At 61.4% G+C, this 22984-nt stretch carries 18 protein-coding genes; 12 read left to right on the top strand and 6 right to left on the bottom strand.

Features of this window, described 5'->3' with window-relative positions; translation table 11 throughout:
- Nucleotides 1–123 precede the first annotated feature (123 nt).
- From HFO71_RS24600 to HFO71_RS24590, 3 genes are all read right to left on the bottom strand, one after another.
- Nucleotides 124–873: a TerC family protein gene (locus tag HFO71_RS24600; RefSeq protein ID WP_027668622.1), complete on the bottom strand. Its 750-nt coding sequence runs from the start codon at nt 871–873 to the stop codon at nt 124–126.
- Nucleotides 874–1091: 218 nt separating this feature from the next.
- Nucleotides 1092–1931 (bottom strand): AraC family transcriptional regulator, encoded by an 840-nt coding sequence (locus HFO71_RS24595; RefSeq protein ID WP_131661246.1) that lies wholly within the window; start codon nt 1929–1931, stop codon nt 1092–1094.
- Between the two features lie 105 nt (nt 1932–2036).
- A complete protein-coding gene (locus HFO71_RS24590) occupies nt 2037–2717 on the bottom strand; it encodes a TetR/AcrR family transcriptional regulator (protein ID WP_025396084.1) in 681 nt (226 codons plus the stop codon).
- A 151-nt stretch (nt 2718–2868) separates the two neighbouring features.
- On the opposite strand from HFO71_RS24590, the gene HFO71_RS24585 reads away from it, so the two are divergent.
- The 5 genes from HFO71_RS24585 (at nt 2869) to xylA (ending at nt 9893) form a co-directional block, all read left to right on the top strand.
- The gene (locus tag HFO71_RS24585) at nt 2869–4080 is read left to right on the top strand and encodes an HlyD family secretion protein (protein ID WP_077979440.1); all 1212 of its coding nucleotides are present in this window, start codon (nt 2869–2871) and stop codon (nt 4078–4080) included.
- A 27-nt stretch (nt 4081–4107) separates the two neighbouring features.
- Nucleotides 4108–5706: a DHA2 family efflux MFS transporter permease subunit gene (locus tag HFO71_RS24580; protein ID WP_077979441.1), complete on the top strand. Its 1599-nt coding sequence runs from the start codon at nt 4108–4110 to the stop codon at nt 5704–5706.
- A gap of 186 nt (nt 5707–5892) precedes the next feature.
- Nucleotides 5893–6918 (top strand): LacI family DNA-binding transcriptional regulator, encoded by a 1026-nt coding sequence (locus HFO71_RS24575; RefSeq protein WP_077979442.1) that lies wholly within the window; start codon nt 5893–5895, stop codon nt 6916–6918.
- 21 nt (nt 6919–6939) lie between these two features.
- Nucleotides 6940–8394, top strand: a complete 1455-nt coding sequence (gene xylB / locus HFO71_RS24570; RefSeq protein WP_077979443.1) for a xylulokinase — start codon at nt 6940–6942, stop codon at nt 8392–8394.
- A gap of 188 nt (nt 8395–8582) precedes the next feature.
- A complete protein-coding gene (gene xylA, locus HFO71_RS24565) occupies nt 8583–9893 on the top strand; it encodes a xylose isomerase (protein WP_077979444.1) in 1311 nt (436 codons plus the stop codon).
- Nucleotides 9894–9970: 77 nt separating this feature from the next.
- On the opposite strand, the gene HFO71_RS24560 is transcribed toward xylA, so the two are convergent.
- Nucleotides 9971–11002 (bottom strand): LacI family DNA-binding transcriptional regulator, encoded by a 1032-nt coding sequence (locus HFO71_RS24560; protein ID WP_077979445.1) that lies wholly within the window; start codon nt 11000–11002, stop codon nt 9971–9973.
- 169 nt (nt 11003–11171) lie between these two features.
- Between HFO71_RS24560 and HFO71_RS24555 the strand changes: the two genes are divergently transcribed.
- From HFO71_RS24555 to HFO71_RS24535, 5 genes are all read left to right on the top strand, one after another.
- Nucleotides 11172–12698 (top strand): sugar ABC transporter ATP-binding protein, encoded by a 1527-nt coding sequence (locus tag HFO71_RS24555; protein ID WP_077979446.1) that lies wholly within the window; start codon nt 11172–11174, stop codon nt 12696–12698.
- 79 nt (nt 12699–12777) lie between these two features.
- Nucleotides 12778–13782, top strand: a complete 1005-nt coding sequence (locus HFO71_RS24550; protein ID WP_025396078.1) for an ABC transporter permease — start codon at nt 12778–12780, stop codon at nt 13780–13782.
- A gap of 83 nt (nt 13783–13865) precedes the next feature.
- Nucleotides 13866–14813, top strand: coding sequence for a substrate-binding domain-containing protein (locus tag HFO71_RS24545; protein WP_025396077.1), 948 nt, complete (start codon nt 13866–13868; stop codon nt 14811–14813).
- A 249-nt stretch (nt 14814–15062) separates the two neighbouring features.
- The gene (locus HFO71_RS24540) at nt 15063–16118 is read left to right on the top strand and encodes a sugar phosphate isomerase/epimerase family protein (protein WP_029871833.1); all 1056 of its coding nucleotides are present in this window, start codon (nt 15063–15065) and stop codon (nt 16116–16118) included.
- 192 nt (nt 16119–16310) lie between these two features.
- Nucleotides 16311–17498, top strand: a complete 1188-nt coding sequence (locus HFO71_RS24535) for a Gfo/Idh/MocA family protein (RefSeq protein ID WP_077979447.1) — start codon at nt 16311–16313, stop codon at nt 17496–17498.
- A gap of 71 nt (nt 17499–17569) precedes the next feature.
- Here HFO71_RS24535 and HFO71_RS24530 read toward each other — a convergent pair whose 3' ends face one another.
- The gene (locus HFO71_RS24530) at nt 17570–17974 is read right to left on the bottom strand and encodes a DoxX family protein (RefSeq protein WP_077979448.1); all 405 of its coding nucleotides are present in this window, start codon (nt 17972–17974) and stop codon (nt 17570–17572) included.
- A gap of 238 nt (nt 17975–18212) precedes the next feature.
- On the opposite strand from HFO71_RS24530, the gene HFO71_RS24525 reads away from it, so the two are divergent.
- Both HFO71_RS24525 and HFO71_RS24520 read left to right on the top strand, forming a co-directional pair.
- Nucleotides 18213–19586 (top strand): GH1 family beta-glucosidase, encoded by a 1374-nt coding sequence (locus HFO71_RS24525; RefSeq protein WP_077979449.1) that lies wholly within the window; start codon nt 18213–18215, stop codon nt 19584–19586.
- A gap of 201 nt (nt 19587–19787) precedes the next feature.
- A complete protein-coding gene (locus HFO71_RS24520; protein WP_077979450.1) occupies nt 19788–22010 on the top strand; it encodes a putative bifunctional diguanylate cyclase/phosphodiesterase in 2223 nt (740 codons plus the stop codon).
- Between the two features lie 25 nt (nt 22011–22035).
- Here HFO71_RS24520 and trhO read toward each other — a convergent pair whose 3' ends face one another.
- The gene (trhO, locus tag HFO71_RS24515) at nt 22036–22965 is read right to left on the bottom strand and encodes an oxygen-dependent tRNA uridine(34) hydroxylase TrhO (RefSeq protein ID WP_221988538.1); all 930 of its coding nucleotides are present in this window, start codon (nt 22963–22965) and stop codon (nt 22036–22038) included.
- Nucleotides 22966–22984 lie beyond the last annotated feature (19 nt).

The raw sequence follows: 22984 nt of genomic DNA, 5'->3' as shown, positions 1-22984 counted from the left end.
ATCGTCCGTTCGGCTGGCCTTAGGCCATATTCAACCGGGCGCGTCAAGAAAAACCACGCCCGCAAAGGCCTGATAGCGGTGCGTGAGGGCGCGCCGGTTCCGCCGCGCCCTCCTGTCCAAGCCTCAATGCGCGGCATCGCGTTTGCGTTTGCGGGCGTTGCGCGCGAACATGTTCAGCACCTCGACCAGCGCCGAGAAGGCCATGGCGGCGTAGACGTAGCCCTTCGGCACGTGGAAGCCCATGCCATCGGCGATCAGTGTCGTACCGATCATCAGCAGGAAGGCGAGCGCCAGCATGACGATCGTCGGATTCCGCTCGATGAAGTTGGCAAGCGGCGTCGCGGCGACCAGCATGACGGTGACGGCGGCAACGACGGCGACCACCATGATCGGCAGATGCGGCGTCATACCGACGGCGGTGATGATGCTGTCGACGGAGAAGACGAGGTCGAGCAGCAGGATCTGGCCGATGGCCGATGCAAAGCCTGTCGTGGCCGAACTTGCGATGAAGTCCTCGCCGTGATCTTCCGGATCGACGCTGTGGTGGATTTCCTTGGTGGCCTTCCAGACGAGGAACAGACCGCCGGCAATCAGGATCAGATCCTTCCAGGAGAAACCGTGGCCGAAGGCTTCAAACAGCGGTTCGGTCAGTTGCACGATCCAGGCGATGGTGCCGAGCAGGACGAGACGCATGACGAGCGCAAGGCCGATGCCGATCTTGCGGGCCTTCTCGCGGTGCTCGGGCGGAAGTTTGTTGGTGAGAATGGAAATGAAGATCAGGTTGTCGATCCCGAGAACGACTTCCATCACCACCAGCGTGATGAGCGCCACCCAGGCGGCCGGATCCTGAATGAGCGTCATGATTTCCTGCATCAGCATATATCCCCTTTGCGTCACATGAGTAGTAACGCCCGCTATGTAATGTCGCCGGCCTGCCAGGCAAGCGCCGCAAGGGGGTATACGAAACCGATGTGAATTTTATTCCCCAGAACAGGATGATTTAAGGCCGGGGCGGCCTTAAATTTGAATCCTGTTCCAGATTAAAGAGTTAGAGCATGATGTCGTCCGAAAACCGCTGACATTTTTCGGCATCATGCTCTGACCGGCAACCAGATTTCGGTGACGCCCATGCCGGTATAGGGGTCGAAGCGCTCGTCGTAGCGTTCGAACATGTCGGGTGTCTCGCCGTGCTCCAGGCCTGAGGTTGGCCACCATGCGCCAAATATCCGGTTCATGGTCGCCGGAATGCCGGAGACATGGCCGCGATGGGCAAAGACGACGTAACGCTGGCCCGGAAGCTTGAGCGTTGCAAAATCCGCCGGCAGATCGCCGGCATCGGAAATTTCAACCGCGGCCATATAGCGGAATTTCTCTGCTTCACCATCGATATGGGTGCAGATGCCGTAGGCGACGTTGCCTTTCTGGCCGGAGATATGACCGAAATGGGCATTGAATTTCTGCCAGAGGGAGGGGATGGCGGCATTGCCGCCATAGGGGTAGGTCTCCTGCAAGCCGGCAAACAGCATCGGTTGAAGGGTTTCGAAGCGGGGCGGTTCGAGGTCGTTGAGGTGGGCGGGGTCCATTCTGATCGGCTCCAGCAAGACAAGGTTACGGGCGTGCCCTTGTCTGCGCACCGCATCCGGCGTCATGCCGAACTGGTCGCGGAAGGCACGGGTGAAGGCTTCGTGCGAGCCGTAGCCGGCGCAAAGCGCAACCTCGAGAATGGTGGATGAACCGCCGACCAGTGTCGGGACGGCGCGGCTGAGGCGGCGCCCTCTTATATAGCCGCTGATCGAGTGGCCGGTGACGAGCCCGAAGACGCGCGACAGATGGTAGCGCGACAATCCGGCTGCTTCCGATATCTCTTCCAGCGATATATCGCTTTCGAAATGGCTCTCGATGAACCAGATCGCCCGTCCGACGGCGCTCATTCTCACTCCCCTGGTTGCGGCTTCTTCTTTAAAGAAAAGCCGGCAGCCGGGTTTGATCGTAGTTGCGGAATTTTGGCCGATGGAGGACAGCAATCAAGGGTGCAGTCAGGCCGTCTCGTGCCGGCGCGCGCCGTAGGCGGCCATGAAGACCCGGATCGCGCCGCGGATGACGCGCTCGATTTCGTCAAGCGGCGGCGGCTCTTCCATGCTTCCGAACAGGCGCAGCTTGAAGAAACTGCCGCTGGCAAGATCGAGAAACTGGCCGGCGGCGAGATCGATGTCATCGATCTCGAGTGTGCCTTCGGCGATATGGCGTTCCAGGAAATCGCGCATGATGGTGCGCAGATTGACCGGCCCCTTGAAGAAGCGTTGACAGAGCTCAGGCATGCGGTCTCGAACGCCGAGCACGGTGCGCATCGCGCTGATGACCTTTTCATCGGTCATATGGGTAACGAAGCTTATCCCGAATTCGTACAGGCCGGCTTCGGGATCGTCATGTTCGGCAAGCGCCGTGCGCACAGCCGCCACGAAGGCGGCGCGCTCGGTCTCGATCATCGCCGAAAACAGTTCTTCCTTGTTGGTGAAATAGACGTAGAGCGTTCCCTTGGAGACTCCGGCCTCGCGGGTCACGTCGTTCATGCTGGCGGCGTCGAAGCCCATCTTCATGAAGACGCGCTTGGCGCCGGCGAGGATCTGCTGGCGCTTGGCCGGATCTTCGCCTGCGGCAAATCGGCCTCCGGCAGCGGGAGGACTGAATACGGCGGCGTGGTCGGGTGTCAGCGTCATGTCCTCTTAACCGTGTTGACGGTTTCGCATGTTCTTTAAAAGAAATCGAACCGATTGGTTCTATGCATCTTGATATGACGATAAAACAGGTTTAAGTCAACTGAACCGAACCGTTCAGTTCGATTATTTACTCCAGATCGGTAAAGTGGCCATGTCGAGCAACCAGAAGAGCAACGTCGCGCGTATCGTCAGCGAAAACGCCGGGACCGAAGAGGTAAAGGCCGATGTCGCGGCCGTAGAAGCTCCGACGGCGGAAGCCCGCGAAGTTCCTTCAGCTCCCGCGCAGTCGGCGCCGGCTTCGGTCACCGCACCCGCGGCTGCGAAGAAGCGCCGCAGCCTTGTGCTGCCGATCGTCGTGCTCGCCCTTCTCGCGGGCGGCGGCTGGTATGGTTACGAATGGTGGACGAACGGCCGCTTCATGGTGTCGACCGACGACGCCTATATCGAAGGCGATATCGCAACGATTTCGCCGAAGGTCACGGGCTACGTGGCGAAGGTGAACGTTGTCGCCAACCAGGAAGTCAAAGCGGGCGACGTTCTTGCCACGCTTGATAACGGCGACTATCAGAACGCCCTCGACTTGGCCCAGGCCCAGATCGTCACCGAACAGCTTTCTCTGCAGCGTATCGACGCGCAGATCGAAGGCGCGAATGCGAGCCTCGTGCAGGCGCAGGCGCAGAAGGTGGCACTCGAAGCGGCCGTTCGCGGTGCCGAGATCACCCAGAAGCGCCAGAGCGACCTTCAGGCGAAGTCGGTCGGCACCGCCGCCGATCTCGACAACGCCAATATCGCCCTCGACCAGGCCAAGGCCAACCTTGCTGGCGGTGACGCCAACATCACCGCCGCACAGGCCAACATCACCATCCTCCAGGCCCAGCGCAAGGAAGCCGAAGGCTCGGTCCGTTCGCTTGAGATCTCGCGCGACAAGGCCGTCCGTGACCTTTCCTTCACCGTGCTCAAGGCGCCTTATGACGGGATTGTCGGCAACCGCTCCGTCCAGGAAGGCGACCTCGTCTCTCCCGGCCAGCGCCTGATGGCGCTCGTTCCGGTGCGCCAGCTCTACATCGACGCCAATTTCAAGGAAACGCAGATCCAGCATCTGGTGCCGGGCTCGAAGGTCAACGTCCATGTCGATGCCTATGACGACCATCCGATCGTCGGCATCGTCGAGTCGATCTCGCCGGCTTCCGGCTCGGTCTTTTCGCTGCTGCCGCCGGAAAACGCTACCGGCAACTTCACCAAGGTGATCCAGCGCGTGCCGGTGCGCATTGCGCTGCCGCAGGATGCACTCGACAGCGGCCGTCTGCGCGCGGGCCTGAGCGTCGTCGTCGATGTCGACACCCGTACGGCGCCGAGCAAGTAAGCCTTCAGGAAAGGCAGAGGTGATCTGATGGCCGGCAGCGCGACAGCAACGGCGGGAATGATGCCGGCGGCACCCGCCCATGCCGACGAGCGCATGGATCCGAAGAAGCTTATCGCCTTCTTCGCGATGGTGGTCGGCATGTTCATGTCGATCCTCGACATCCAGATCGTCTCGGCCTCGCTTGCGGAGATCCAGGCCGGCCTTTCGGCCGGCAGCGACGAGATCGGCTGGGTGCAGACGTCCTATCTGATCGCCGAAGTGATCATGATCCCGCTTTCGGGCACGCTGGCGCGCATCATCTCGACGCGTTATCTTTTCGCGATCTCGGCTGCCGGCTTCACCATGGCGAGCGCGCTTGCCGCGACCGCGACGAATATCGACCAGATGATCGTCTACCGGGTCATCCAGGGCTTCATCGGCGGCGGCATGATCCCGTCGGTCTTCGCGGCCGCCTTCACCATCTTCCCGCCGTCGAAGCGCAGCATCGTCTCGCCGATCATCGGCTTGATCGCCACGCTGGCGCCGACCATCGGCCCGACCGTCGGCGGCTATCTCAGCCACGCCTTCTCCTGGCACTGGCTGTTCCTCGTCAATATCATTCCGGGCATCATCGTCACGATCGTCACCTGGAACTTCATCGATTTCGACAAGCCGGAACTGTCGCTCTTCAAGAAGTTCGATTGGTGGGGGCTGTTCTCGATGGGCGTCTTCCTCGGCGGCCTTGAATATGTGCTCGAAGAGGGCAATTCCAACGACTGGTTCAACGACAGCTACATCACCATAGCGGCAGTCGCTTCCGGTGCTGCAGCCATCGTCTTTTTCTATCGCGCCTTCACGGTGGATTTCCCGGTCGTCGACCTCAAGGCCTTTGCGAACCGAAATTTCTCCTTCGGTTCGGTGTTTTCCTTCGTCATGGGCATCGGCCTCTATGGCCTCACCTATATCTACCCGGTCTATCTCGGGCGCATCCGCGGCTATGACTCATTGATGATCGGCGAGACCATGTTTGTCTCCGGACTTGCGATGTTCTTCACCGCGCCCATCGCAGGGCGGCTGTCGACCAAGATGGACCTGCGCCTGATGATGGTGATCGGCTTCGTCAGCTTCGCCGCCGGCACCTTCATCATGATGCATCTGACGGCGGATTGGGATTTCTACGAACTCTTCATCCCGCAGATCCTGCGCGGCTTCGGGCTGATGATGTGCATGGTGCCGATCAACAACATCGCACTCGGTACGATGCCGCCCTCGCGCATCCGCGGCGCTTCCGGCCTGTTCAACTTGACCAGAAACCTCGGCGGCGCCGTCGGCCTCGCGGTCATCAACACCGTGCTCACCAACCGGCAGGACGTGCACTACGAGCGGCTGCGGGAGAATATGGACTGGGGCAATCCGGCGGCGATCGACCAGATGAACAACATGGCCGCCAACTTCAACACATATGGCATGGACGGCGCCTCGGTTGCGATCAAGCAGATGGTCGGCCTTGCCACCAAACAGGCGATCATTCTTTCCTTTAGTGACGTGTTCCTGATCCTGACCGCACTCTTCCTTGCCATGATCCTCGGCGTCGCCATGATCAAGAAACCTGCGCCGCAAGGCGGGGGAGGCGGTGGCGGCCACTGACCTCCGGCCTGCCACCCCTTGAAAAGACCCTCTCCGGAGGGCCTTTTTGTTGGTGTTTTCCGGCTGCTGGCTGGATCGGTCCGAAGCGAAGAGGAAATGCCGGGAAAACGATGCGGAAACCAGCCCGTTCGATTTTTTGATTTACGTACATCAAAATTGGCGGTAATGGTCTCGTCAGGAGGAATGATGAGGCCAACTGTTCACGATATCGCCGCCGCCGCCGGTGTCAGTCTGGCGACTGTCGACCGGGTTCTCAACCAGCGTCCCGGTGTGCGCCACGTCACACGGGAAAAGGTCGAGACCGCGATCCGCGAGCTCGGTTATGTCAGAGACGTCGCCGCCGCCAATCTTGCCAAAGGGCGCACTTATCCGCTGGTTTTCATCCTGCCGGCCAGCGACAATTCCTTCATGCACGGTCTCAACGCCGAGATTCGACAGGCGGTCCTCCGCTCGTCGGCCGAACGCACCGACATCCGTACCATTGAGGTGCCGGCCTTCGATCCCGCCGCCCTTGTCTCCGTGCTCGAGGGTCTTTCCCGGGAAAAGCCTTGTGGCATCGCACTGGTTGCGACCGATGCGCCTGAGGTGCGCGCCGCCGTCGACCGGCTGGTGCGCGAGCGCTTTCCCATCGTCACCCTGGTGTCCGATCTCACGGGGTCGCTACGCCATCACTATGCCGGCGTCGACAATATCGCCGCCGGTCGCACAGCCGCCCGGCTGCTCGGGCGATTTCTTGGGTCGCGAAAGGGCGAAATCGCCGTGCTCGCCGGCTCCATGCTGGTGCGCGACCATCGCGAGCGGCTGGAGGGCTTCGCCGCCGTCATGGCCGAGGAATTCCCGGCTCTTGCGATTCTGCCGGTTCTCGAAGGCCGCGACGACCCCGAGGTCGCCCATATGCTCGTCGCCGACGCGCTCTCCAGACATGCCAGCATCATCGGCGTCTACAGCCTCGGCGCCGGCAATCGCGGCCTGATCCGAGCGCTGAAGGAGAAGGCCGTCGACCGCGTGCTGACCGTGATTGCCCACGAACTGACCGCCCATACACGCGCAGCACTCATCGACAACACGATCGATGCGATCCTCAATCAGGATGCCGGACATGAGGTGCGCAGCGCGATCCGGGTGCTGAAAGCCAAGGCGGACGGACTTGCCGTCATCGAAGCGCAGGAGCGCATCCGCCTCGACATATTCCTGAAAGACAATCTGCCGTAACGGCAAAGGGAGAAACACCACATGTATCTGGGTCTCGATCTCGGAACCTCCGGCGTCAAGGCGATGCTGATCGACGGTGATCAGAAGATCGTCGGCTCGGCCAACGGTTCGCTCGACGTGTCGCGTCCGCATTCCGGCTGGTCGGAGCAGGAGCCGGCCCACTGGGTGCGCGCCACGGAGGAGGCTGTCGCCGGCCTCAAGTCAAAACACCCGAAGGAGTTGGCGGCGATCAAGGGCATCGGCCTTTCCGGGCAGATGCATGGCGCAACGCTCATCGATGCTACCGACAAGGTCCTGCGCCCCTGCATCCTCTGGAACGATACGCGCAGCTACGTCGAGGCCGCGGCACTTGATGCCGATCCGCGCTTTCGCGCGCTCACCGGCAACATCGTCTTCCCCGGCTTTACGGCGCCGAAGCTCGCCTGGATCGAAAAGCATGAGCCCGATGTCTTCGGCAAGATCGCCAAGGTGCTCTTGCCGAAGGACTATCTGCGTCTCTGGCTGACCGGCGACTATATCTCGGAAATGTCGGATTCGGCCGGCACCTCCTGGCTGGACACCGGCAAGCGCGCCTGGTCCTCCGAACTGCTGGCCGCCACCAAGCTTTCCGAGGAGCAGATGCCGGCGCTCGTCGAAGGCACCGAGCAGGCTGGTAAGCTGCGGTCCGAACTGGCGGCGCAATGGGGTATATCAGGTGATGTCGTCGTTGCCGGCGGTGCCGGCGACAACGCGGCCTCGGCCTGCGGCATGGGCACGGTCAGCGATGGCGCCGCCTTCGTCTCGCTCGGCACATCAGGCGTGCTTTTTGCCGCCAACGGTTCCTATTTGCCGAAGCCAGAAAGCGCCGTGCATGCCTTCTGCCACGCGCTGCCGAACACCTGGCACCAGATGGGCGTCATCCTATCGGCGACCGATGCGCTGAACTGGCATTCCGGCGTGACCGGCAAGTCGGCCGCCGATCTCACCGGCGAACTCGGCGAAACGCTGAAGGCGCCTACCGGCGTCACCTTCCTGCCCTATCTCTCCGGCGAGCGCACGCCGCACAATGATGCCGTCATCCGCGGCGCCTTCATCGGCCTTGAACATGAAAGCAGCCGTGTCGTTCTGACCCAGGCGGTGCTCGAAGGCGTCGCCTTCGCCATCCGCGACAATCTCGAAGCGCTGCGTTCGGCCGGCACCGGCATATCCCGCGTCACGGCAATCGGTGGCGGTTCGCGCTCGCGTTACTGGCTGGCGTCGATCGCGACCGCGCTTGGCGTTCCGGTCGATCTGCCGGCCGACGGCGATTTCGGCGCGGCCTTCGGCGCTGCCCGCCTCGGCCTGATCGCGGCAACGGGCGCAGATCCGATCACGGTCTGCACGCCGCCGGTGACGGCGGGCACGATCGAGCCGGTGGCGTCGCTGAGCGGCGCGTATGAGGATGCTTACAAGCGCTATCGTGCGCTGTACCCGGCGATCAAGTCGCTGGCGCACTGAGAACTGAGACGGCGGCCCCCTCATCCGACCCTTCGGGCCACCTTCTCCCCCAGGGGAGAAGGGAAAAGAAGCGCCGCAGCGAGTCTCTTCTCCCCATCGGGGAGAAGGTGCCGGCAGGCGGATGAGGGGGCCCTGGCGTAGACAAGAATTCGGAACTGCCAACAGATACGAACCCAAGGAGAACCAAAATGAGCACCGGATTTTTCGGCGATATTCAGAAAGTAAAATACGAAGGCCCGGACAGCACCAATCCGCTGGCCTTCCGCTATTACCAGCCGGACGAGATCGTCATGGGCAAGCGCATGGAAGACCATCTGCGCTTTGCGGTGGCCTACTGGCACACCTTCACCTGGCCGGGCGGCGATCCCTTCGGCGGGCAGACCTTCCTGCGTCCCTGGTTCGAGGACACGATGAAGGCCGCCAAGCTCAAGGCCGACGTCGCCTTCGAATTTTTCTCGCTGCTCGGCTCGCCCTATTACTGCTTCCATGACGCCGACGTGCGTCCGGAAGGCAAGACTTTTGCCGAGAACACTAAAAACCTCAACGAGATCGTCGATTATTTCGCCGAGAAGCAGGCCGCAACCGGCACCAAGCTGCTCTGGGGCACGGCGAACCTCTTCTCCCACCGCCGCTATATGTCGGGCGCTGCGACCAATCCGGATCCTGACGTCTTCGCTTTCGCAGCCGCGACGGTAAAGACCTGCATCGACGCCACGCAGAAGCTCGGCGGCGAAAACTACGTGCTCTGGGGCGGCCGTGAAGGCTACGAGACGCTGCTCAACACCGATATCGGCCGCGAGCTCGATCAGCTCGGCCGCTTCCTCAACCTTGTCGTCGAATACAAGCACAAGATCGGCTACAAGGGCACGATCCTGATCGAGCCGAAGCCGCAGGAGCCGACCAAGCACCAGTATGACTACGACGTCGCGACTGTCTACGGCTTCCTCAAGAAGCACGGCCTTGAAAATGAGGTGAAGCTCAATATCGAGCAGGGCCACGCGATCCTTGCCGGCCACTCCTTCGAGCACGAGCTGGCGCTTGCCAATGCTCTCGGCATCTTCGGCTCGATCGACATGAACCGCAATGACTACCAGTCCGGCTGGGATACCGACCAGTTCCCGAACAATGTTCCCGAAATGGCACTCGCCTATTACCATGTTCTGGCTGGCGGCGGCTTCAAGACCGGCGGCACCAACTTCGACTCGAAACTTCGCCGCCAGTCTCTCGACCCGGCGGATCTGCTGATCGGCCATATCGGCGGCATGGATTGCTGCGCCCGCGGCCTGAAGGCCGCCGCCAAGATGATCGAGGACAAGGCTCTGTCGCAGCCGCTCGCCGATCGTTATGCCGGCTGGGAATCTGCCGAGGCGCAGAAGCTCTTCCGCGGCGAGTATTCGCTGGATGAGATCACCCACTATGTCGAGAGCCACGACGTCAACCCGCAGCCAAGGTCGGGCAAGCAGGAATTGCTTGAGAACATCGTCAACCGTTACGTTTGATAAAGTGCGTCGGCGGCCATTGGTCGCCGGCGCAATTTTGCCGGCTAAATGCGCCTTAAGCGCTCAGCGATATGGGTTCAACGCTTCGACCAGTTGCGCGACGGCGCCGAGACTGAGTTCCGAACCACCAGATCCGGCCTCAGCAGGATTTCCGTTTCGGCCGGCCGGCCATCGGACAGAAGTTCCAGCAGCAGCGCCATTGCCTGCTTGCCGATTGCCGTTCTCGGCTGGCGGACCGTGGTCAGCGGTGGGGATATGAAGACGGCCTGCGGCACGTCGTCGAAACCGGTCACCGAGAAATCCCGCGGAATGTCGTAGCCTCGCGCGCCGAGACCAATCATGACGCCGATCGCCGTCTGGTCGTTCACGCACATGAAGGCGGTTGGAAGCGTGTCGCGCATGAAAAGCTGTTCGACCGCATGCCGCCCGCTTTCGATCGTGCCGTCGCCTTCGAGCACGATCCTGGTGTCGGGCGGGATGCCTGCTGCGTCGAGACCGGCATCGTAACCCATGCGGCGTCTGGTATAGGCAAGCCGGGTGCGCGAATCGCCGATGAAGGCGATCTTGCGATGCCCTTCGGCCAGCAGCAGATCCACCGCTTTGCGAGCGCCCTCGGTGTCGTCGACGCCGACATAGGGAATGCCGCCGTTGAAGACGGGCTCGAAAACGCCGACGCTCGGCGGCAGCCGCGCGGTCATGGTCTGATGCCCGAAGGGCAGGATGCCGGTGAACAGGATCAATCCGGCCGCCTGGTTGGAATTGAAGAATTTCAGATATTCCAGACCGCGCTGCGCATCGTTCTGCGTGTGGCCGATCAGGATGCCGTAGCCGTGAGCTCGCGCTTCGTTTTCCAGCCCGACGAGAATGTTGGAGAAATTGGGATCGCCGATATCGGGCGCCACGACGAGGATCATGTTGGAGCGGCCAAGCCTCAGGCTGCGCGCCATGGCGTTGGTCGTATAGCCGGTGATGGCGATCGCCTGGTTGACCTTGAGGCGGGTGGAGTTGGCGACCTTCTCCGGCATGTGGATTGCCCGGGAAACCGTCGCGATGGAGACCTCGGCGATCCGGGCGACGTCTTCGATGGTTGCGGGCGTGGAATTCGACACTTGGCTCTGCCTTGGGGCTGTCTTCGCCGCGACACTACACAGACTTGTCGAGAGGTCAAAGGCATGCTTCAACTGATCTGTGTAAATCAACGATGTAAACCTTTACATGATGTATGTAAAGGTTTACATAAGCCCCAGAGCGGGTGGGATGCCGCTTTGGGAGGACCGGATGACTGTGGAAGCTGCCGACACCGCACCCGTGGTGCTGTCCGCCAGGCGCATATGCAAATCCTTCAGTGGAGTGCAGGTTCTCTTCAGCGTGAACTTCGATCTCCGCGCCGGCGAAATCCATGCACTCATGGGTGAAAATGGCGCCGGAAAATCCACGCTCGTCAAGGTATTGTCCGGTTTCGAACAGCCGAGTTCCGGCGAAATACTGCTCGACGGCAAGCCGGTCGTCCTGCCGCCGAATGGCGCCGCCGAGGCGCTCGGCATCGTCATCATTCACCAGGAATTCAACCTCGCCGAACATTTGACCGTGACGGAGAGCCTTTTTCTCGGGCGCGAAGTCACGCGCTTCGGCGTGCTCGATCGCAAATATATGCGGTCGGAGACACGCAAGGTTCTCAATGTGCTCGGTTCGCATGTTGATGAGAATGCGCTGATCAGCACACTTTCCATCGCCGACAAGCAGATGGTCGAAATCGCCAAGGCAATCAGCCGCGATGCGCGCGTGGTGTTCATGGACGAACCGACCGCAGTGCTGTCGAGTGAAGAGACCAGCATGCTGTTCAAGCAGGTTCGCAAACTTCGCGACCAGGGTACCAGCTTCGTCTTCGTGTCCCACAAACTCGACGAAGTGATGGAGTTGACCGACCGGGTCACCGTCCTTCGCGATGGCCAATGGATCAAGACTTCACCGACATCCGTTCTGGACGGGGAATCGATCGCGCAGCTGATGGTCGGCCGCGAACTCTCCAGCCTCTATCCCGCCAAGGTCGAGCCTGATATCGACGAGGAGATTGTCCTCAGGGTCGCGTCGTTGTCCACGGGCTATGTGAATGACGCGAGCTTCGAGGTGCGCAAGGGCGAGATCATCGGTTTTTCAGGCATGATCGGCTCCGGCCGCACCGAGCTGATGGAAGCAATCGCCGGGTTGCGGACCCGTCTCGAGGGCGAGGTGGTCATCAAGGGCGAAACGGTTCCCTCCGGCGACGTCCATGCCGCCAATCGCTGCGGGCTCGCCTATATGACCAAGGACCGCAAGTCGAAAGGCCTCTTGCTGCGCTCCGGCATGGTGACCAATCTGACACTGCAATCGCTTGGAAGGCACGCTCGCCACGGTTATCTCAGCCCGGGCAGCGAGGCGGCCGCGATGGCAAAGGCCAAACGCCGCTTCGATATCAGGGTTCGCGACAGCAATATCGTCGCCGGCCGGATGTCGGGGGGGAACCAGCAGAAGTTGCTGCTCGCCAAGGTCATGGAGACCGAACCTCAGATCATCATCATCGACGAGCCGACGCGCGGCATCGATGTGGGCACCAAGCAGCAGATCTATCATTTCATCTCGGCACTCGCCCGGGACGGCCGGTCAATCATCGTCGTGTCGTCGGAGATGCCGGAGGTCATCGGCCTCTGCACGAGAGTGGCGGTGATGCGCGAAGGGCGTATCGTCGGCGTGCTCGAGGGCGAGGAGATTTCCGAGCAGGAGATCATGCGTTACGCCGCCGGGCTCAAGAAGAAGGCGGCTGCCTGAAGGCTGAAGCAGGGCTTTGCCGATCAGGGCGACACATTAAGATTCCCAGAAAATATGGGACGGGAGGTTGGTTTTGGAAATGAGTGTCAACGAGGAGACCAGGGAAATCCGGCGCCGATCCTGGCGGGATGTCGACCTGCGTGCGGTCGCGCCCTTCGTCGCCCTGGCGCTCCTGCTGATCGTTGGAGCCCTGGTCAACCCTAATTTCATCGGCATCACTAACCTTGCCAATGTCGCGACGCGAAGCGCATTCATCGCCATTATCGCGGTCGGTGCGACCTTCGTGATATCAGCGGGGGATCTCGACCTTTCGGTGGGCTCGATGGTGGCCTTCGTCGCCAGCCTGATGATCCTGCTGATGAACTCAGGCGCCATCGAAAACCCGGCTTTGATGCTGGTGGTCGCGGTCGTCTTCACCATGGTTGCCGGCGCACTCTGCGGCCTGGCGAACGGCCTGATCACGACGGTCGGCAGGATCGAGCCGTTCATCGCGACGCTCGGCACGATGGGCATCTATCGCGGCCTGACGACATGGCTGTCGCAGGGCGGCGCGATCACGCTTCGCTCCGCGGATATCCAGACGCTCTATCGCCCTGCTTATTTCGGCAATATCGCCGGCATACCGGTGCCGATCGTAGTGATCCTGGCGGTGACGGCGGTTGCTGCCTTCATCCTCTACCGCACCCGTTACGGGCGCCACGTCGTCGCGGTCGGATCAAACAGCGATGTCGCCCGCTATTCGGGCATCGCGGTCAACCGTGTGCGGACGATTGCCTTCGTCATCCAGGGATTGTGCGTCGCCATTGCCGTGCTGCTCTACGTTCCCCGTCTTGGCTCGACCTCGGCGACGACAGGTATCCTGTGGGAACTGCAGGCGATCACCGCCGTCGTCGTTGGCGGCACGGCGCTCAAGGGTGGCGCGGGCAGGGTCTGGGGCACGATCTGCGGCGCCTTTATTCTCGAATTGGTCGGCAACATCATGCTGCTTTCGAATTTCATCAGCGAGTATCTGATCGGCGCCATCCAGGGTGCAATCATCATCATCGCCATGTTCGTCCAGCGCTCGCTGGTGCGCAAAGCCTGAATTGCCAAATCATGAATTGACCGGACTTACAGGGCGTCCGGTCCCGTATGGAAAAGTCCCTGACCTTATTGGGAGGAAATAGCATGCGTAAATTGATGTTGGGTCTGGCGGTTGCGGCGGTGACGTTCGCCGGCGCCGCTCACGCCCAGGACAAGAAATTCACGATCGGCGTATCCATTCCGGCCGCCGACCACGGTTGGACGTCGGGCGTCGTGTTCCATGCCGAACGCGTCGCCAAGCTTCTGATGGCCGAACATCCCGGTCTCAACGTCATCGTCAAGACCTCGCCGGACGCCGCCAGCCAGGCCAACGCCGTGCAGGATCTCGATACGCAAGGCATCGACGCCCTCGTCATCCTGCCGTCGGACCCGGATCCGCTCGTCAACGCCATCAAGGAAGTCAAGGCCAAAGGCAAGTTCGTCGCCCTCGTCGACCGCGCGCCGAGCAACAATGACAATTCCGTGCGCGACCTTTATGTCGCCGGCAACAACCCGGCTCTCGGCGAAGTCGCCGGCAAGTACATCAAGGACACGACGCCGGACGCCGAAGTGGTCATCATCCGCGGTCTGCCGATCCCGATCGATCAGCAGCGCCAGGACGGCTTCGATAAGGGCATTGCCGGCTCGAACGTCAAGGTTCTCGACCGCCAATATGGCAACTGGAACCGCGACGATGCCTTCAAGGTCATGCAGGACTACCTGACCAAGTACCAGAAGATCGACGTCGTATGGTGCCAGGACGACGACATGGCCGTCGGCGTTCTTCAGGCGATCGAGCAGGCCAAGCGCACAGACATCAAGTATGTCGTCGCCGGCGCCGGCTCCAAGGACATGGTCAAGAAGGTCATGGACGGCGACAAGATGATCCCCGTCGACGTTCTCTATCCGCCGGCAATGGTCGGCACGGCAATGGAGCTGACGGCGGCGGCCCTCTACGATCAGGTTCCGGTTCATGGCAGCTACATTCTGGATGCGACGCTCGTCACCAAGGAGAATGCCAAGGACTTCTATTTCCCGGATTCGCCGTTCTAATCCATCGACTTGAGACAAGCGCCCATTCGAAAGGATGGGCGCATTTTTTATGCTTCCATACAGCGGCTGGCCGAAAATGCTGCACGTACCTCTTGCCCGCCAAAGCCCATCATGATTAGCTCGCAGCCATATCGCATTTGGCCTCGCGCCAAATTCGACGCAAGGGCGAGGAGGCGCCTTGCTCCCGCCAAATAGCGTGCTACAACACTTCAGAAACGTTTACGGTCGATATTCAGGGAGGAATCTGACATGAAGACGATCAAGGGCCCCGGCCTTTTCCTTGGCCAGTTCGCGGGCGATACTGCTCCTTTCAATTCGTGGGACGCCATCACCAAATGGGCGGCCGACATCGGTTACAAGGGCGTCCAGGTGCCGACCTGGGCCAGCCAGCTGATCGATCTGAAGAAGGCTGCCACATCCAAGGCTTATTGCGACGAATTCGCCGGCAAGGCGCGCGAAAACGGCATCGAGATCACCGAACTCTCCACCCATCTGCAAGGCCAGCTCGTCGCCGTTCACCCGGCCTATGACGAAGCCTTCGACGGGTTTGCTGCACCGGAGGTGCGTGGCAATCCGAAAGCGCGTCAGGAATGGGCGGTCGAGCAGGTCAAGATGGCGCTGACCGCATCCAAGAACCTCGGGCTTACGGCGCATGCGACCTTCTCTGGCGCGCTTGCCTGGCCCTTCATCTATCCCTGGCCGCAGCGTCCTGCCGGTCTGGTCGAGACTGCCTTCGACGAGCTTGCCCGCCGCTGGACGCCGATCCTCAACCATGCGGACGAGAACGGTATCGACGTCTGCTACGAGATCCACCCGGGCGAGGACCTGCATGACGGCATCACCTTCGAGATGTTCCTAGAGCGGGTGAAGAACCATCCGCGCGCCAACATGCTCTACGATCCCTCGCACTATGTCCTGCAGTGCCTCGATTATCTCGACAATATCGACATCTACAAGGACCGCATCAAGATGTTCCACGTCAAGGATGCGGAGTTCAATCCGACCGGACGCCAGGGCGTCTACGGCGGCTATCAGGGCTGGGTCGAACGCGCCGGCCGGTTCCGCTCTCTCGGCGACGGCCAGGTCGATTTCGGCGCGGTGTTTTCGAAGATGACGGCGAATAATTTCGACGGCTGGGCGGTGGTCGAATGGGAATGTGCGCTGAAGCATCCGGAGGACGGTGCCCGCGAAGGCGCCGAATTCGTTGCCGCCCATATCATCCGCGTCACCGAGAAAGCCTTCGACGATTTCGCCGGCAGCGGCACAGACCAGGCGGCCAACCGGCGGATGCTGGGGCTTTCCTAAATCAGTTCATATTGGTTGGTTGCCCCTCACCCTGACCCTCTCCCCGTAAACGGGGCGAGGGGACTTGCCCGACCAAGCGTCGAGAGCGGAAAAGACGCCGCGGCATACACCTTCTCCCCGCGAGCAGGGAGAAGGTGGCGGCAGTCGGATGAGGGGCATATCCGCACCAAGTTCAAATTTCAGGAGGAATCAATGGCAATCGAAGCATCATCCGAACAGACCCGCGAGCCGCGCATCCGGCTCGGTATGGTGGGCGGCGGCGCGGGCGCGTTTATCGGCGCGGTGCACCGTATCGCGGCACGCATCGACGATCAGTACGATCTCATCGCCGGCGCGCTGTCGGCTTCGTCCGAAAAGGCGATCGCATCCGGCCGCGACCTCGGCCTCGATCCGTCGCGGACCTATTCCAGCTACCGCGAGATGGCAATCCGCGAGGCGAAGCTGAAGAACGGCATCGAGGCGGTGGCGATCGTCACGCCGAACCATGTGCATTACGATGCAGCCAAGGAATTCCTGAAGCGCGGCATCCATGTCATCTGCGACAAGCCGCTGACGTCCAACCTTGCCGATGCGAAGAAGCTGAAGAAGATCGCCGACGAGAGCGGCGCGCTGTTCGTGCTGACTCATAATTACACCGGCTATCCGATGGTCCGCCAGGCGCGGGAGATGATCGCGAATGGCGAACTCGGCGACATCCGCGTCGTCCAGGCCGAATATCCGCAGGACTGGCTGACGGAAGCGGTCGAGCAAACCGGCCAGAAACAGGCTGCCTGGCGCACCGATCCGGCACAGTCCGGCGTCGGCGGCTCGACGGGCGATATCGGTACGCATGCCTATAATCTCGCCGCCTTCATCACTGGCCTGGAGCTCGACAGCCTCGCTGCCGATCTCGACAGCTTCGTTCCCGGCCGCCGGCTGGACGATAACGCGCATGTCATGCTGCGCTTCAAGGCGAAGGGCTCGGAGAAGCCAGCCAAGGGCATGCTCTGGTGCAGCCAGGTGGCGCCCGGCCATGAAAACGGTCTGATGGTCCGCGTCTACGGCACCAAGGGCGGGCTCGAATGGACCCAGAAGGACCCGAACTACTTGTGGTACACGCCTTTCGGCGAGTCGAAGCGGCTGATCACCCGGGGCGGCGCCGGTTCAGGCGCGGCTGCCGGCCGTGTCACGCGCGTGCCATCCGGGCATCCGGAAGGTTATCTCGAAGCCTTCGCGACGATCTATACGGAAGCCGCACATGCGATCAACGCCCGCAAAAAGGACAAGGCCGTCGACAAGGCAGTGGTCTACCCCACAGTCGATGACGGCGTGAAGGGCGTGGCTTTCGTCGAAGCCTGCGTCGCGTCTTCGAAGAAGAACGGCGCCTGGGTCAAGGTCTGAATTAACGATCTGGATTGCGCCATGAAAGCGCCGAGGCGGGGTCAAGCCGTCTCGGCATTTTGTTTATTTGGTCAGGCAGTAGCAGTGCGCCCGCGCTTCAGCAGATTGTCGACGCTCAACGGTCCGGCACCTGCCGCCACCAGATAAAGAAACACGAAGCAGAACAGGATCGCCGCGACGCCGCCGTTCTGCGCAGGATAGATGCCCTTCGACGCGTGCCCGATGAAATAGGCGAAGGCCATCAGGCCCGAGAGCACGAAGGCTGCGATACGAGTCTGGAATCCCACCAGGACCAGGAAGCCGAAGGTGAGTTCGAGCAGCCCGGCAATCCAGGAAAGCGAGCCCGCGGGCGGTACGCTTGCCGCAGCCGGAAAATGCAGGATTTTCTGTGTTCCGTAGCTGAAAAGCACGAGTGACGAGACGATGCGCAACAGGCTCAGCAGATGAGGCTGCAGCGAATGGAACGAAGAGAGCATTGGATTCCTTTCACATTTGTGATTCCATTTCCCGTGTAAGGATCTCCGTCTCAACGGCCAAGTCACGACTGCTGACAATGCCGTTATGAGGGTGGTTGCCCGGATAGGGAGCGGCGTTGCAGCTGTTCTGTTTTTCCTCCTGCAACGTTGCAGATTTTCTCGCCGCCAGCCTGTACTTTACACTCGGGCTTGGCTAAATCCGGCGCAAACGGCTGAACCTGAGAGATAGGATTTGCAGATGATCGATCCGAAGAAACTCGCGGAGCGCTTTCCCGGCGACTTCACTTTCGGCGTTGCCACCGCCGCCTTCCAGATCGAAGGCGCCAGCAAGGCCGATGGCCGCAAGCCATCCATCTGGGATGCTTTCTGCAATATGCCCGGCCGCGTCCATAATCGCGATAACGGCGACGTTGCCTGCGACCACTACAATCGCCTGGAGCAGGACCTCGATCTCATCAAGGAGATGGGTGTCGAAGCCTACAGGTTCTCGATCGCCTGGCCGCGCATTATCCCCGACGGTACGGGTCCGGTAAACGAGGCCGGCCTCGATTTCTACGACCGGCTGGTTGACGGCTGCAAGGCGCGGGGCATCAAGACCTTCGCGACGCTCTACCATTGGGATCTGCCTCTGTTGCTCGCCGGCGAGGGCGGCTGGACTGCGCGCTCGACCGCCTACGCCTATCAGCGCTACGCCAAGACGGTGATGAACCGCCTGGGGGATCGCCTTGACAGTGTCGCCACCTTCAACGAGCCCTGGTGCATCGTCTGGCTCAGCCACCTCTACGGCATTCATGCTCCTGGCGAGCGCAACATGCAGGCCGCCCTTCACGCCATGCATTACATGAACCTGGCACACGGCCTCGGCGTCGAGGCGATCCGCTCGGAAGCCCCCAATGTGCCGGTCGGCCTCGTGCTCAATGCCGCCTCGATCATTCCCGGCTCCGACAGCCCGGCCGATCGCGCCGCCGCCGAGCGTGCACATCAGTTCCACAACGGCGCCTTCTTCGACCCCGTCTTCAAGGGCGAGTATCCAAAGGAATTCGTCGAAGCGCTCGGCGATCGCATGCCCGCCATCGGGGATGGCGACATGAAGCTCATCAGCCAGAAACTCGACTGGTGGGGTCTGAACTACTACAAGCCCGAGCGCGTCACCGACGATGCCGAACGCAAGGGCGATTTCCCCTGGACGGTGGAAGCGCCGCCGGCAAGCGACGTCAAGACCGATATCGGCTGGGAAATCTATGCGCCGGGCCTGAAGCTCTCGGTCGAGGACCTTTACCGCCGCTATGACCTGCCGGAATGCTACATCACCGAGAACGGCGCCTGCGACAATACCGATGTCGTCGACGGCGAGGTCGACGACGTGATGCGCCTCGACTATCTCGGCGATCACCTCGACATCGTGGCCGGCCTCGTCAAGGACGGCTATCCCCTGCGCGGCTATTTCGCCTGGAGCCTGATGGACAATTTCGAATGGGCGGAAGGCTACCGCATGCGCTTCGGCCTCGTCCATGTCGATTATCAGACGCAGTTACGCACGGTAAAGAAGAGCGGCAAGTGGTATCGCGAACTGGCGGCTCAGTTCCCGAAGGGCAATCACAAAGCGGGTTAGCGCAATTACTCCAGCGGGCACTTGATCCAGGCGCCTTTTGAACTTGCCCGTCCGGCGGCACGGCAAGCTGACGCTGCTTGCCGTCAATTTCGCGACCACCGGCGGCACGGACAAAAATCGATCGTCAGACACGTGCAACAGGCGGTTGTTTAAACGTTTTTGAACCCTTGGCTGGCAAAGTGCACCGGTCAGGGAGCTGTTATGCAGGCAGTCGGAAAGTCGCAGAGCAAGGGATCGGGAATAGGCCGTCACATTACCGTCACCGGCGTACTTTTCTCCTTCGCGGTCATCGTCGCCGTCGTCACCGTCATGGTGCTGACGGCACTCGAACGCGTGACCGAAAACGCCAATCTCCTCGATGACGAGCGCTCGCGCGAAACGACGATCGGCGCGGTGAAGACATTCGAGGATCAGCTCGGCGCGACGCTCGACGATTATGCCGCCTGGGACGATGCCGCCGCCAACGTCTACGCGCCGGACGGTATGGCCTGGACGGTGAGCAATTACGGCGAGATGTCGGTCAATAGCTCGCTGTTTGACGTGGCGATCGTCATCGATGGCGAGAAGAAGGCGATCATGACCTATCGCGACGGCAAACCGATGGAGGAGCCGCTCACGGATTTCTTCGCGCCGTCGCTCTGGGTCCTGCTCGACAGGGTGAAGGCGGCCGGCCCGGCCGATCGTCCTCAAGCGGTCGGCTTCGTCACCACCAAACGCGGCATTGCCGCTGTCGGCGTGGCATTGGTGCGGGAAAAGTCCGGTGCGCTGGATGCGCCCGTCGGCCAGCGCCGCTATCTTGTTTTCGCCCGCCATCTCGATGACGACAGAGTGACCGCGCTCGGCCAGACCTATGTCATCGGCGGGCTGAGGCTGGCGCCGCCGAGTTTTGCTGCCGACTATCGCGTACCGATCGTCGATCCGACGGGGGCAACGCTCGGCAAGCTCGTCTGGACCTCGCGTTCACCCGGCGATATCGCCTATGCTCAGGTGCGGCCGATGGTCATCCAGGCTCTCGGCCTCGTCGGATTGTTCTTCGTAGTGCTGCTGGTCATCGGCTGGCTTGCCGGCCGCCGCCTGAGGGCAGAGGAAGGCAGCGCCCGCGAGGAGGCGTTGCGCGACAGGTTGAGCGGTCTTTCCAACCGCGATGGTCTCGGGCTCGCCGTCGATCGCTTTGTCGTCGAGGCATGCCAGGCCAAGCGCAACGTGCTGCTCCTCTATCTTGATCTTGATGGCTTCAAGGAAGTCAATGACAGTTATGGCCACGGCACCGGTGACCAGCTGATCCGTGCGGTCGCGGCCGGGCTCGCTGTGCTCATTCCGCAGGGTGCGGTTCTCGCGCGCATCGGCGGCGATGAATTTGCGATCGCCTTTCTCTCCGACGGCGAGAATGCCGCCGCCCTGCAGCTTGCCGAACAGATCCTCGATTTTCTGGTCGAGCCGCTAGAGATCGGCCGCCGCGTGGTCGTCGTCGGAGCCAGTATCGGCATCGCCATGTCGCCTTTGGGTGCGGTCGGGCGCGAAGAGCTGGTGCGCCGCTCCGATCTTGCCATGTACAAAGCGAAGGAGGCCGGCCGCGCGCGGATGATGCTCTATGATCCGTCGATGGATGCGGATCGGGAGCAGCGTAATGCGCTGGAGCTCGATCTCCGGATGGCGATCGAAAGCGGCGACCTGACGCTCGCCTACCAGCCGCTGATCGATGCGAGCACACATGCGATGACCGGCGTCGAGGCTCTGGTGCGCTGGAACCGCCCGGGCCATGGTCCTGTCTCGCCCGAGCTGTTCATCCCGATTGCCGAGACCAGCGGCCTCATCGAATCGCTCGGCCTGTTCGTACTGCGCAAGGCCTGCGAGACGGCCAAGCAATGGCCGGAACTCAATGTCTCGGTTAACGTCTCGCCCGGCCAGTTCCGCAATCCCGCCTTTACCGACTATGTGCGCTACGTGCTGAAACAGACGGAGATCGAGGCCGACCGCATCACGCTCGAGATCACCGAAGGCTACATGATCCAGAATCCGCAGCGCACCCGCCAGTCGATCGAACGGTTGAAGGGGCTGGGGGTCAAGGTGGCGCTCGACGATTTCGGTTCCGGTTTCTCCTCGATCGGTTATCTCAGGCAGTTCGGCTTCGACCGCATCAAGATCGACCGCTCGCTGGTCATGGGTGTCAACGACAAACGCCAGCGCGAGATGCTGCAGGCGACGGTAGCACTTGCCCGTTCGCTCGATATTCCGGTGACGGCCGAAGGTATCGAGACCGAGGAGCAGGCGATCGCCATGCGCCTCTTCGGCTGTGACTGCCTGCAGGGCTATTGGTTCGCAAAGCCTGTGACATCGGACCTTATCACCGAGATGCTGCAGGAGCGACGCAAAGCGGAGCCTGCGGCCCGGCGCCACGTCGGCGCAGCTCGACCGGCAGCCTGATCCTCAGGCCAATCAGAATTCCGGCTCAGCTGCCGATATGTCGCTGGCCGCGCTTTTTCGCCAGGGCGATCTGATGCTGACGCTGACGGTAACGCAGCCGGTCTTCCTCCGTACGCATGTGGTAGCAGTGGCTGCAGGAAACGCCTTCCTCGTAAAGCGGCGAGGTGATTTCCTCGGCGGTGATCGGGTTGCGGCAGGCGTGGCAGAGCCGGTGTTCGCCTTCCTTCAAACCGTGCTCGACGGACACGCGCTCGTCGAAGACGAAGCAGGCGCCATCCCAGAGGCTCTCCTCCTGCGGCACTTCCTCCAGATATTTCAGGATGCCGCCCTTCAGATGATAGACCTCGTCGAAGCCCTCAGCCTTCATGAAGGCGGTGGCCTTCTCGCAGCGTATGCCGCCGGTGCAGTACATGGCGACCTTTGGCTTGTTGTGCAGACCGGGATTCTGACGCACCCATTCCGGAAACTCACGGAAGCTCTTGGTCTTCGGGTCGAGCGCGCCGCGGAAGGTTCCGATCGCCGTCTCGTAGTCGTTGCGGGTGTCGATGACGATGGTGTCGGGGTCGGAAATCAGCGCGTTCCAGCCCTTGGCAGCCACATAGGTGCCGACCACCTTGTTGGGGTCGATATCTTCGACGCCCATGGTGACGATTTCCTTCTTCAGCTTCACCTTCATGCGCAGGAAGGGCATTTTCGAGGCGCGGCTTTCCTTGTGCTCCAGGCCCGAAAATTCCGGCTGGGCGCGCAGGAAAGCGAGCACGGCGTGAATGCCGGCATCCGGGCCTGCGATCGTGCCGTTGATGCCTTCATGCGCCAGAAGCAGCGTTCCCTTGACGCCGTTCTCCTCGCAAAGCGTCTGCAACGGCGCCTGCAGGCCGGCAAAGTGCGGCACGGAAACGAAATGGTAGAGTGCGGCCACGAGGAACGGGCTGGTGTGTGTCAGGCTGTCGGTCATGGGCGGGAAATACAGAAAA

It is taken from the genome of Rhizobium laguerreae, from assembly GCF_019778565.1.
GTDB lineage: Bacteria > Pseudomonadota > Alphaproteobacteria > Rhizobiales > Rhizobiaceae > Rhizobium > Rhizobium laguerreae.
Note: the sequence above shows the minus strand (reverse complement) of the source record. Positions and strands in the feature narration are given on the sequence as shown.

Bases quoted from the DNA above. Each gene is read 5' to 3' on its own strand.
- HFO71_RS24575 (WP_077979442.1), top strand. From the start codon at position 5,893: ATGAGGCCAACTGTTCACGATATCGCCGCCGCCGCCGGTGTCAGTCTG.
- HFO71_RS24555 (WP_077979446.1), top strand. From the start codon at position 11,172: ATGACTGTGGAAGCTGCCGACACCGCACCCGTGGTGCTGTCCGCCAGG.
- HFO71_RS24545 (WP_025396077.1), top strand. From the start codon at position 13,866: ATGCGTAAATTGATGTTGGGTCTGGCGGTTGCGGCGGTGACGTTCGCC.
- xylB (WP_077979443.1), top strand. From the start codon at position 6,940: ATGTATCTGGGTCTCGATCTCGGAACCTCCGGCGTCAAGGCGATGCTG.
- xylA (WP_077979444.1), top strand. From the start codon at position 8,583: ATGAGCACCGGATTTTTCGGCGATATTCAGAAAGTAAAATACGAAGGC.
- HFO71_RS24590 (WP_025396084.1), bottom strand. From the start codon at position 2,717: ATGACGCTGACACCCGACCACGCCGCCGTATTCAGTCCTCCCGCTGCC.
- HFO71_RS24600 (WP_027668622.1), bottom strand. From the start codon at position 873: ATGCAGGAAATCATGACGCTCATTCAGGATCCGGCCGCCTGGGTGGCG.
- HFO71_RS24580 (WP_077979441.1), top strand. From the start codon at position 4,108: ATGGCCGGCAGCGCGACAGCAACGGCGGGAATGATGCCGGCGGCACCC.
- HFO71_RS24535 (WP_077979447.1), top strand. From the start codon at position 16,311: ATGGCAATCGAAGCATCATCCGAACAGACCCGCGAGCCGCGCATCCGG.
- HFO71_RS24595 (WP_131661246.1), bottom strand. From the start codon at position 1,931: ATGAGCGCCGTCGGACGGGCGATCTGGTTCATCGAGAGCCATTTCGAA.
- HFO71_RS24550 (WP_025396078.1), top strand. From the start codon at position 12,778: ATGAGTGTCAACGAGGAGACCAGGGAAATCCGGCGCCGATCCTGGCGG.
- HFO71_RS24585 (WP_077979440.1), top strand. From the start codon at position 2,869: ATGTCGAGCAACCAGAAGAGCAACGTCGCGCGTATCGTCAGCGAAAAC.
- trhO (WP_221988538.1), bottom strand. From the start codon at position 22,965: ATGACCGACAGCCTGACACACACCAGCCCGTTCCTCGTGGCCGCACTC.
- HFO71_RS24520 (WP_077979450.1), top strand. From the start codon at position 19,788: ATGCAGGCAGTCGGAAAGTCGCAGAGCAAGGGATCGGGAATAGGCCGT.
- HFO71_RS24540 (WP_029871833.1), top strand. From the start codon at position 15,063: ATGAAGACGATCAAGGGCCCCGGCCTTTTCCTTGGCCAGTTCGCGGGC.
- HFO71_RS24530 (WP_077979448.1), bottom strand. From the start codon at position 17,974: ATGCTCTCTTCGTTCCATTCGCTGCAGCCTCATCTGCTGAGCCTGTTG.
- HFO71_RS24525 (WP_077979449.1), top strand. From the start codon at position 18,213: ATGATCGATCCGAAGAAACTCGCGGAGCGCTTTCCCGGCGACTTCACT.